Below are 12070 nucleotides of genomic sequence, written 5' to 3'. Positions count from 1 at the left end.
TATGTTTTAGTTAAAACTAAAAGCAAAAAAATCCCAGTCGGGACTTTTGTTTAATTATTAGATTACGTTAACTGCTAGTAACACAACAACAATAAGTACTGCGATTGCTGCTACACCTACTATTGCAAAAATTGAAATTAAAAGTGGTGAAATTTTTTGTCGTTTTTTTTCTTTTTTAGCAACTTTAGATTCAACAGTAACTCATTCAGGTGCTTCTGCATCACTTTCAAGATCAGTTGGCATAAATAAGTCTTCTTCAGCAGGATTTGAATCAACTAAAGTTTTTGATTTAATTGTGTATTTATCATCAACATTTGTTTTAACAACAACTGGTTTTGCTTCAACTACTTTGTTAACTGGTTCAGTAACTGGTTTAGATGCTGGACTTACTTTTTGTGGTTCTACATGAATATCGCTAACGCTTGCTGCTGTAGAATTATCTGCACTAATGTCTCAGTCTAAACTGTCTTTTTCTAGTATTTCTTCTCTACTTTGAATTGATGCATCTAAACTTGCTTTAACTTTTTCGAATTCTTCAACTCTACCATTGTATTGATTTAATTCTTGAGTAACTAAATCACGAACACGTTTTTCTTGTTCACGAATTTGTAATTTACGAGTTTCGTAAATTTCTTTTTCTCTTTCGTAAAGTTCTCTGTTAATTCTTTCTTGTTCTTTAATTCTAGCGCGACGAGCTTCGAATACTTTTTGATCTGTTTGTTTAAGTTCACTTAATTTTCTTGCTCTAGCTAAAATTTCTTGACGCTTCATTTCTTTTAATTGTTCTTCGTCATGTCTTAACATTTCAAGAGTTTGATCAAACTCATTTCTTAAGGCAACTCCATTATTTGGAATAGTTTGAGTATTGAATTGAGTTTGTAATTGTTGTGTAACATATGGATTTACAGGTCTTTGTGCTGGTTGCGGTCTGAACTGACTTGTAACATATGGATTTAACGGTCGTTGTTGTCTTGGCATCGGCGGTCTAACTTGGTTAAATTGTTGTGTAGTAAAAGGAATTTGAGTTGTGTCAAATGCTCTTGTATCATAGCCTGGATTATTCATAGGTTGGTTTGCTTGGAATTCTTGAGTGTTTCGTGGCTGTGAAAAATTGTTTCGATTTTGATTATACATTGATTGTGTATTTCTCCCTAAAGTGTCTTGAATTGAATTATTATAATTAAGATTATATTTTATTTTATCATTTTTACTATTTTCTTGTTTATTTTGGCTTTGTTTTGAATTAGATCCTTTTTGTTGATAAACTTTGCCTTGTTTTTTAGTAAATTTATTATTTGCTTTATTTTGATTTTGATTATCAATTTGATTAGTAAAATCTTGAACCATATTTGAATTTTGATTTTCATTTAATTCGTTAATTTCTTGTGCCATTACATAATTATTTTGATGATTAACATATTGTTTTTCCATCTCAATAGTACGGGCACGTTGTTCAAGAATTTGAGTCTGATTTTGCAATTCTTGAGTTTTAGCTTCAAGGATAAGACGGTTTTGTTCTTGAATTCTTCTTTGTTCAAGTGCTTGTCTTCTTTGCATTTCCATTTCAAACCTGTTTGCTAATTGTTGCTGATTTAGTCATTCTTGTAATTGCATTTCGTTATAGTATCTTTGTTGTTCAACCTCGATATTATAAGCACTCATATAAGCTCGCATTTGTTCTTGCTCTCTTAACCAATTTTGCCGTTCAATTCAAAGTTGATATTCTCATTGTTGTCTTTGATTGTCTAAAGCCATTTGCATTGCATATATTTCATTTTGATATGCTTGATAATTGGCTATCATTTGAGCTTGAATTTGTCTTTGATATTCAGCAAATGAATACTGATGATATCTTTGTGCTTCTAATTGACTTTGACTTATTAATTCATTACTTTCAGAGCGAACTTCTTCAACTGCTTCTAATAATTGAGCATGATATGCATTTTCAAGCGCTTCAATTCTTGCTTCATAAAAGGCAGCTTGATTAGCTAATAATTTAGTATATTCTTCACCAGATTTTTTTAATTCATTTTGACTTGCTTCAAAAGTTTTATCGCTTTCTTCTAATAAAGCCAAGAATTCTTTTCTTTGCGTTTCACCTAGTATTGCTAAACGATCTTGAATTTCTTTATCATATTGAATTTGTTGTTGCTCGAGTAATTTTTTATATTCTTCTCGCTGCTCACTTGTCATTTTTTCAACTATTTCACTTTGCTCTTTTAAAAGTTTATTAGTTATTCTTTCAAGTGTTTCTTTTTGCTCGACCATTAATTTAGCACGTTCAACTTCTAAATGTTTTTCTGCTTTAGATTTTTCATCATTATTTAAAGCTGAAATTTTTGCTTCATATTCTTGGAACAATTTAGCTTGATGAGCTGCAATTGCAGCATCTTTTTCAGCTTGTAATTCTGCTTCACGTTCAGCTAGTTGTGCTTCATAAAAAGCCCGAGATTCATTCATTTCATTTTGATAAAAATCATGCAATTCTTGAAACTGATTTTCAATTTCACTTTGCTGATCCATGTATTCATTAGTTGCTTGTTCATAATACATTTGCTTTTGTTCATATTCAGCTTGAGCAGCAGCAATTTTGGCATTAAGCCTTTCTTCACTTTCACGCTCTAATGCATCTAATTCAGCTTGAATTTGTTCATCTATGGTTCCAGAATCTCTTAATTGTTCTAATCTATTTGCTTGTTCATTTAATAATTCTTCGTTTTGTTTACGTAAATCATCAAGTTGCTTTTCTAAATCATCAAGTTTTTGAGATTGTTCTTTAGCTATTTCATCTTCTTCTGTTTTAAAACGCTTTTCAAGTTCATCATATTCAGAAAGAAGTTTTTCAATATCTTCACTTTCTAATGATGCTGCACTTGATAATTTTGCAGCTTCTTCTCGCAGCTTTTCTAATACATCATTAAATTCATGCTTATTTCTAAGATTTTCTTCAGCTTCTTTAGCTTCTTGCTGTTTTCTTGCTAAATCTGCTAAATTAGCTTTTTCAATTGCTTCTTGGTCGATATCATTATTTTGAGAACGAGTTTGATTTGCATAAAATAATGGCATATTAACTAAACCAGCTTTTTCATCTACAATAGCTGGATCAATTTTAGCATCTGATTTTTTAGATTTTGCAGTAGTTTTTTCTAGAATAAACTCTTGCGTACCTTTTCATTTATTTCTTTTATCAATACGAGTTCTATATTTAGTTTTAATATCAATATATAACTCATTATGAATATCAATGATTTTTAAATCAATATCATTTTTTGCTTCGTTTTGGAATTTCGAAATTGTTAAAATGTATTTGTTTTTTTCGAACTGACCGTTTTCATCGACTTCAACTTTTAAATTACCTTCAAAAATTTCAAACTTATTTTGAAACCAAATCATGGCTTCTGTCTTACCATAATTATCAATAAAATAGTCAATTGCGTCCAGTCTATTTTGAAAATAACCAATAGCAGATTTTTTAACTTCTTTCAGCATTCACTTGTAAGGCGCTGATTTAGGTACGTATAAACAATAGAATCTATTCATATTCTCTCTTTCTCCATTTTTTCTTATCAATTTTTATTGAGCTATGTATATTTTCTCATATTATCAATTTTGGCGTTTATTTGTGTTTTGTTAGTTTTTTATGCTTTAGAGCATAAATGTGTCTAACATAATGGGTGAAAATATACAAAAATAAGTTAATTTTATTGCCAAAATATTCGAAAAAAATCAAAATGTTTTTTTATTTTACACATAAAATTTATTTTTTTAAATGAATTAAATAAAAAATATAAAAAATCAATCGGCTATATACGACTGATTTTAATCTGCTAGCAATTATTTAAGCTTTTTTAGATTTGATTTTTCTTTCTTCACCTTTAAAGACTCTTGCTAAATTAGATCTATGTGAGAAAATAACAAGCGCTGATGTAACTAAAAAGATTAATCCAGAATGTAAAGTTGAAAGTGGATAAGAACCAATTGAAGGTCAATCCGGAATTAAAAATCCTAAAACGGAAGTATCAAACCAAGGAATAAAGAATAATGGAATAGCAATTAAATTAGCTAAAGTTGTTGCAACTGATGCCATTTTGCTTGTATATAAAATTGTCACTCACAAAACAAATCCAATAAGAAATAAGATTATGTTAACACTTAAGTAAAAACCAACTAAAGTTGCAGCACCTTTTCCACCTTTAAACTTAAAGAATATTGGATAAATATGTCCTACAACAATAGCTGCTATAGCTAATTGAGGAACTACAACAAATATTGATTTCATTCCATTAGTTGCTTCAAAGCCAACTGCATAATTATTTGTAAAATACAAAATGACAGATACTAAATAAACTTTTAATATGTCTGTTAAAAAAATTAAACCAGCTACTTTAGTTCCGAATTTTCTTTTAATATTTGTTGAACCAGCATTACCTGATCCATACTGCCTAATGTCATTTTTGAAAATAAATTTTGAAACTAAAATTGATGTATTTAGTGATCCTCATAAATATGCCAAAATTATTATTAAAAAATTAAATGAAATAAAGGCAATGGTTTTTTGCGCTGAATCATAATTAAATTGTGAAACTTCCAAAAAAATATTTGTAGTGCTTGAACTATATATCATAATTTTTCTTTCTAAAAGCGATTAGTTTAGGATTGTGGTTATATTGTCTTCCAACTTTAGCAAAGTTCTTGCCATCTATTTTTACTGCATCAGCACTATAGTGAACCTTAATATCTAAAATATATTCGCCGACTCCGTATGCATCAACTGGGGTATTTTCTTTTTCAAATCGAGATATTTTTTCAGGTGTAAATCCACTTGAGACAATAATTTTAACATGCATAGCATCTGCATCATCTAATGCTTGTCTAAGCGCTTTAATTTGCCTTGGTGTAACTCCTCATTCATCTTCATTATCTTTAAACATTTTATCTCTAACAGAAACGGATGTATCAACTCTAACACCTTTTAGATTTTTACCTAAAGCTTTTGCTACTTTAAGTGAATCGGCAATAACATCATTGTTAAAATCTACTAATGCAACTAAATAATTTTCTTCAGGAAATAACTCTTGATATGTCTGCATTACTTTGACTACATCCCCTTCATTAGCTTGCAAAGCAACGTGAGGAATCGAGCCAAATACTAATTCTGGATGCCCTTGACTTGTAGCAGTAGTTGGGTGTGCTTTAATTCCTGCAACAATAGCTGCTTTACCATCGCGTATTTGATTTGAATAATGATCACTTCTATCACTCATAAATACGATTTCTTTTTTTCCTGCAGCAAGAATGCACCTATGTACATTTGTAGATACTGATGATGAGCGACTTAAAATTCCGTCAATTATACCTTCATATGTTCCAAAATATTCATACTTTCCTTCTAGTTCTAAAACTACTTCTTTCGAATTAATTAAAGAACCATCAGGTAAATAACTTATTTTGTATTTGTCAACAGGAGTGTATTTTTCTAGTAATTCTAAAACTTCTTCCATTCCTGAGAGCATAATGTTGTCTTTTCTTTGAAAAAACTGAAGTGTAATAATTGAATCTGGTTTCAATTTTTTAATAATTTCTTCAGCTTTAAAAAAATAGTTAGCTGAATAATATAAAGGGTGATTTTTATCTAAGTTTTTTTCCTTGTTCATTTTATATCCTTACATTTCAAAAAGGGAAACAATAAAATCATCTTCCACATTTTTAGGGTTCTCTAAAATTATAATGGATTCATATGGATCTAATTCTCTTATTTTTTTAATATATTTTTTTGATTGATAACTTGATAAAATTACCTTATATTTTTTTGGTAATCTTACTTTTATAAATTCATATGATAAATTTAGAAAAATCCTAATTGTGAATTTTGGAGAAACAATAGAATAATCAATTATTGTATTGTTAAATTTGGGATGATTTATTTTGTACTTTGCTGTTTTAAGCATGGTAACAAAACTATCATTTTTATAAATATGACTAACTTTTTTGTAAAAATTTAGAACTGAATAATTATTATTTCATTGACTTTTAACATTTGTTTCATATTTATAATCTAAATATTTATCAAAGTCCGTTTGCTGTTCTTTACTTCATAAAAAAGGGTATTTTAAATTTAATGGATTTAGCGTGACAAATGAATAGTTGAATCTATCTACCGAAATTCCTGAATCAGCTAATTTATGTTTTTGTTCGTTAACTTCAAAATCTTTTATTTTGTCAAAAAATGATTTATTTAAATTGAGTAATCCTACTTCTTGACCGCTAAAAATTTTCTTATCATGTAAGTGAACTAAATTCAACATTATTAATGATTTTGCAGATTCTTCTCAAAAAATATAATCATCTCCTCAGTTTGAATTTATTCTTCCACTATTAACTGATTGTAAAGCAAAAATATTATTGTTTTGATTAAGTGTTTTTTCAATCATTTTAGATAAGTTTCTTTTGCTTACATCAACGTGTAGACCAATATCAAATTTAGTAGTTTTATTAATTTCTGCTAATGAATTATTGATTATAAAATCATAAAATTTTTCACGATCTTTGTCCAGGGGAACTATTGAATTTTTAAGTTCATTTTTTGTTTCTAAAACAATTAAAAATTCTCTATCTATTTCTTTGCACATTTGATAAATTGTTTTTAACTGTGCAATTGTTTTAGAATTAACATTATTAGTTTTTGAATCAATTGGATAAATCGATTCAAAATTGTGAAAGACTATTCCTTTAAAACCAATTTTTTTATAAAATTTTAATAATATTTTTAATTCATCCATTGAATTATTTGCAGATCACGCTTTTTCAAAATCATTTGAATTAGTTTTAATAAAGTAGGATTGAGTAATATATTTATGATCATTTAAATTATTATTTAAAAATCCAACAGAACTATTTTGCCTTGATACCACTAATTGATTATTTAAATATTTATTTAAATTTTCGTAACTATTAACTGCAATTTTAAGTTTTTCTAAATCGAATTTCATTATAGGAAAAATTTCATTATCTTTAAGTTCTTTTAGCAAATCTCTTAACTTACTTATAGATCCTATTTGACTTTCGTTGTTTTTGATTATTTCAGCATTTGGAACATCATATGTATTTAGAATTTGCTGCATAATTACAAAATCAATTTGTAGACTTTTAAAATACTTAATTACATTTTTAATACCTTCAAATGAATAATTTTTATCATTATCATTTGAATAGTAGTTTTGATCTAGTTCATACCAAATCTTATTCATTATCAATCTCCTGTGAAACTAAATTGAGTATAAAAACTTCTAAAGAAAATATAGGATCTAAATATTTTTTCTTAATTCTATAATCCGTTTTTTCTAAACGATCAATTAAAAATCTGATTTTTGAAATTCCCATTAAATCAACTATCTCTTTTGCTTTTTTTATTCTATATTGATGCACACCTAATTTTTCATTTATCGTAAAAACAGAATTACCTATTTCCATGAGATTATGTACTTCACTTGCAAGAATAAATAAAGATGCAAGTTGACCCATAATCAATATCGGATCAACACCTGATTCTATTGTTTCGTGAAATACTTTTAAAATTACAGATGGTTTATTACTTGCAATAGCATCGAGTAATTGATAATCAATTTCTTTATCGTAAAATGAAATTGATTCATCAATATCATCAATAGTTATTTCTTTTGCTAGCATTGATAATTTTTCAATTTCTTGTGTAATTATTTTTAAATCATCAGGTAAAACATCTAATAGATGACTTACGGCTTTATAATCAAAGTTATAATTTTTATCACTAATATATTTTCTAATAAAATCTGCTATTTCATAATTTTGCAATTCTGGAATTTCGATGATATTAGAATTTTGAAAAATATATTTCAATAATTGATTTTGCTTTTTGATATTTTTATTAACAACAAAAATAATAGGATAATTTGTAAGTCTTAAATGTAGTGAAATATTATCAAAATCACTTTTTTTCATTTCGCTAGATTCTAAAATATTTCAATCTTTTACAATAAATACTTTCTTATCATTGAATAAATCTCTTTGTAATATGTCATCTAAAAATATATTAATATTAAAATCATAACTGTATTTAGAAGGTAGATAATTTTTATAATTATTATTTAATAGTTTATCAATTTCAATTTCAGATAAATATTCATCTTTTCCGATTATTAAGTCCATAAAATAATTATACATATTTGAAAATAAATATCTTTCGATAATGTCTGGCGGTTAATAATTCAATATTTTAAATAATGTTGTTTTGTATTTGATTTGCTGAGTTTCCATAAATAATTTTTTATCACTTTTTGTAATCAGATAAATGTTCAAAATTAGAAAATTTACAATGAATCACATTATTGAAAAATTTGTATTTTCTATATTGAACGTCAATAATTTAACAAAACCAAAATGAATATCGAATACTTTAAAAATAAAATCTACATATGGTTTGATATAAAACAACAAAACACTTACTAAATAAATAAATCCAAATATAGGTGTGTACAGTAAGTTATTCAATATTGCAAAAGGATATATTAGATTATTAATTTGTGTTGTAACTAATAGTGAAACTGAATTCGCTACTACCGGGATCAAAATTAGTTTTAACAATTTTGATTTAAATTTAATTTTTGAAAAAAGTAATATATAAAACGATATCAAATAACTTAATTGAAAAGAGATAGAATTAATTGCTCCAGGTCTAAAAATTAAATATAAAAGAGAAGACATGAGCAATGATGTAACAGACATTTTTGACTTTCAAATTTTTTTAATAAATATATTGATAATAAAAACTGAAACAACTCTATATATTGGAATACTATAATTTGAAACTATAAAAATAAATATGAATAAATTAATTATCATTATATTTTGTCATGAATTATTTATTTTCAATTTAGTTAAAATTTTAGAAATGCAAATGGTAAAAAAGTTTAAATGAAATCCAGAAATAACAGCTAAATGATACACTCCTAAAGATTTTATTTTTTTTGCTATATCCGCTGTTTCAGAATCTAAATTTCCCAAATAAAATAAAGTCATATAATTTTTATAATATTGCGGGCTATTTTGAAAATATGATTTTACAATTTGATGTAAGTTAAATTTTTTGCCTACTACTCTCACATCATGAAAATCTATTTTGTAATATACATCGTTTGAATTTAAATATTTTGAATATTCATCTGTCAATTTCTCAACATGAATATTTTCAATTTCAATTACATCTCCAACATTTAAATTACCATTATAGTTAAGAGAAAAATATTGTCAATTTTGTTCAACTACATAATAATTATTTTTCTTAGAATAAATTATATAGTTAGAACCATTTGTATATTCTTTATTTCTTATTTCAATATTTGTGACATAAAAAATAATAAACAATATGCTAAAGCAAAGCATATAGATACCTAATTTATCTTTTTGAATTGTATAACAATAAAAATTGATAGTAAATAGCATTAATATAGGAACTATTCAATAATTATTATTGTTATATAAAAAGCAAAATATTATTAAACAAATCGCATGTAAACTAATTATCGATTCAGGTCTAATTTGTTTTTTAATTTTTCAATAGTTATTGGTCCGATTCCAGATATTTTGTCAATTAATTCTCATGTTGGTTTTATTTTCTTATTTTTTAAATTTATTATTTCCTGACTAATATTTTGATTAATCCCAATTTCTTTTAAATCTGTAATTTCTAATTTAGATCATGTTAATTTGTCTAAGTTAATTTTTGGGATGTAATACTCTTTATCATTGATCAATATTTCTTCAATATCAATATTTTTTAAATCAGCTCCTGTTTTAACTTTTAGATCCTGTAAAACATGAGAAAATTTTGTTCCTTCTGGATATATATGTCAGCCTGGAAATTCAATTCATCCTTGAACCAAAATTCTTATTTCGTTTCGCTTTTGTTGCACTTGTTGCTTTGGAATTGAATAAAAATGATAAATTGAAAATGAAACAATGCTTATTGCTATTGCTATTATTAGTAAAATTATCTTAAAATTCTTTTTCACATTATTAAATGTAAAAAAATCTCCTTAAACGAAAAAACGCAAATTATTTTTTTGTATTATTGAATTTATTTTTTAAAATTAAAAAAATGGTTGAGCTGATAATATAGAAATATAAACTATTTTTGTAGAACATACTTGAATTTTTGGACATGTTTTTTACAATCTTCAATTCAAAGAAAATAAAAAAACGTTCTCATAAATGGAACGTTATCAAATTACTTTTGATCGGCAACTTTAAGTCTGTTTAATGATCTTGAAAGGCGTCTTTCTTCTTCTGTAATTTTAGTTATATTTGTTGTTAGCTTAATTGCTTCTTCTGCTTTTTCTTTAGCTTTTCTTGCTCTAGTTACATCAATATCTTCAGCAAATTCACATGCACTCGTAACAATAGTTATTTGCTCTTTATCAACATAAATTAAGCCAGTGTCAATAGCTGCTAATCTTTGTTTTCCTGATGAAGAACTATTAACATAAAGAGTTGAGATCATAATTGTTGATAGAGTAGGTTGATGATTAGCCATAAATCCAACATAACCTTCTGGAGTTTTAACTGTTACAATATCTACCATGTCATTAAAATAGATTCCTTGTGGTGTTGTAATAGTTAAGTTTACATTTTTAGCCATTAATTACCTTTAGATTTTTCAATTGCTTCTTCAATTGTGCCAACATATAAAAATGCATCTTCAGGCAAATCATCGTGTATACCTTCAAGTATTTCTTTAAAACTTCTAACTGTATCTTTAGCTTTAACATATACTCCATTTTTACCAGAAAATTTTTCTGCTACAAAAAATGGTTGTGATAAGAAGTTTCTAATTTTTCTAGCTCTTGAAACAACTTTTTTATCTTCTTCAGAAAGTTCTCCAACTCCTAAAATAGCAATAATATCTTGAAGTTCTTTAAAACGTTGAAGTATGTTTTGAACACCTGTTGCCACTTTATAATGTTCTTCACCAACAACTAAAGGATCTAGTAATCTTGAACTACTTCCAAGTGGATCTACGGCAGGATAAATTCCTAATGCAGCAATATTTCTATCTAAAACAGTTTTAGCATCTAAGTGGGTAAAAGTTGTAGCAGGTGCAGGATCAGTCAAATCATCAGCTGGCACATAAACTGCTTGAACTGACGTAATAGAACCGGTTCTAGTTGAAGTAATTCTTTCTTGTAACTGACCCATTTCTGTTGCTAAAGTTGGTTGATAACCAACAGCTGAAGGCATTCGTCCTAAAAGAGCAGAAACTTCAGAACCAGCTTGTGTAAATCTGAAAATATTATCGATAAAAAGCAAAACATCTTGGTTGTATTTATCTCTAAAATATTCTGCCATTGTTAAAGCTGTTAAGGCTACACGCATTCTAGCACCTGGAGGTTCATTCATTTGTCCAAAAACTAAAACTGTTTTATCTAAAACGCCCGCTTCTTTCATTTCATAGTAAAGATCATTTCCTTCTCTAGTTCTTTCACCAACTCCGGCAAAAACAGATAATCCACCATGTTGAGTAGCAATATTATTAATTAATTCTTGCACTAAAACAGTTTTACCTACACCTGCTCCACCAAAAAGACCAATTTTTCCACCTTTTGCATATGGAACTAGTAAATCAACAACTTTAATTCCAGTTTCTAAAATTTCACTAGAAGTTTTTTGATCTTCATATGTAGGTGCAGGTTGATGAATTGATATTCAATCTTCAGGTTCAACTTGCGGCATATTATCAATAGGATCACCCATAACGTTAAACATTCTTGATAGAATTGGTTTACCAACTGGAGCTAAAATTGCTTTACCTGTATCAGTTACTTTAAGCCCTCTTGAAAGTCCTTTGGTTTCAACCATTGCAATTGTTCTAACAATGTCATCACCAATATGTTGAGCTACTTCAAAGTAGAATCATTGACCATCTTTTTCTAATTCTAATTTATTATTTAAAGCTGGTAATTGACCGCTTGGGAATATTACATCGACTACCGGGCCAACAATTTTAACAATTTTTCCAATATTTTTTTCCATACTTTTC

The 12070-nt window shown here is 27.0% G+C and carries 9 protein-coding genes; all 9 read right to left on the bottom strand.

All coding sequences use genetic code 4. The features are described from left to right. Positions 1-57: 57 nt before the first annotated feature. The gene (locus tag CG473_RS00660) at positions 58-3540 is read right to left on the bottom strand and encodes a coiled-coil domain-containing protein (RefSeq protein ID WP_094254382.1); all 3483 of its coding nucleotides are present in this window, start codon (positions 3538-3540) and stop codon (positions 58-60) included. A gap of 298 nt (positions 3541-3838) precedes the next feature. Then, positions 3839-4624 (bottom strand): glycerol-3-phosphate acyltransferase, encoded by a 786-nt coding sequence (locus CG473_RS00655; protein ID WP_094254381.1) that lies wholly within the window; start codon positions 4622-4624, stop codon positions 3839-3841. Then, on the bottom strand, positions 4614-5654 hold the full coding sequence (locus CG473_RS00650) for a nicotinate phosphoribosyltransferase (protein WP_094254380.1): 1041 nt from the start codon (positions 5652-5654) through the stop codon (positions 4614-4616). Before CG473_RS00650 ends, CG473_RS00655 begins: the two co-directional genes overlap by 11 nt. 9 nt (positions 5655-5663) lie before the next feature. Continuing rightward, positions 5664-7247, bottom strand: a complete 1584-nt coding sequence (locus CG473_RS00645) for an alpha-amylase family glycosyl hydrolase (RefSeq protein WP_094254379.1) — start codon at positions 7245-7247, stop codon at positions 5664-5666. Continuing rightward, positions 7240-8184: a DNA polymerase III subunit delta gene (gene holA, locus CG473_RS00640; RefSeq protein WP_166623164.1), complete on the bottom strand. Its 945-nt coding sequence runs from the start codon at positions 8182-8184 to the stop codon at positions 7240-7242. Before holA ends, CG473_RS00645 begins: the two co-directional genes overlap by 8 nt. A gap of 51 nt (positions 8185-8235) precedes the next feature. Further along, positions 8236-9417 (bottom strand): ComEC/Rec2 family competence protein, encoded by a 1182-nt coding sequence (locus tag CG473_RS00635; protein WP_166623165.1) that lies wholly within the window; start codon positions 9415-9417, stop codon positions 8236-8238. A 137-nt stretch (positions 9418-9554) separates the two neighbouring features. After that, positions 9555-10046 carry an MAG0490 family ComEA-like DNA-binding protein gene (locus tag CG473_RS00630; RefSeq protein WP_094254376.1) on the bottom strand — a complete coding sequence of 164 codons (492 nt, stop codon included), beginning with the start codon at positions 10044-10046 and terminating at the stop codon, positions 9555-9557. A 215-nt stretch (positions 10047-10261) separates the two neighbouring features. Then, positions 10262-10672 (bottom strand): ATP synthase F1 subunit epsilon, encoded by a 411-nt coding sequence (atpC, locus tag CG473_RS00625; protein ID WP_094254375.1) that lies wholly within the window; start codon positions 10670-10672, stop codon positions 10262-10264. After that, entirely contained in the window at positions 10672-12063 is a 1392-nt protein-coding gene (gene atpD, locus CG473_RS00620) for a F0F1 ATP synthase subunit beta (RefSeq protein WP_094254374.1), read from the bottom strand. Before atpD ends, atpC begins: the two co-directional genes overlap by 1 nt. Positions 12064-12070: the final 7 nt, after the last annotated feature.

The organism is Mycoplasma testudineum (assembly GCF_002245785.1).
In the GTDB taxonomy this organism is placed as follows: Bacteria; Bacillota_I; Bacilli_A; order Mycoplasmatales; family Metamycoplasmataceae; genus Mycoplasmopsis_B; species Mycoplasmopsis_B testudinea.
This window is presented reverse-complemented; position numbering and strand designations above follow the sequence as displayed.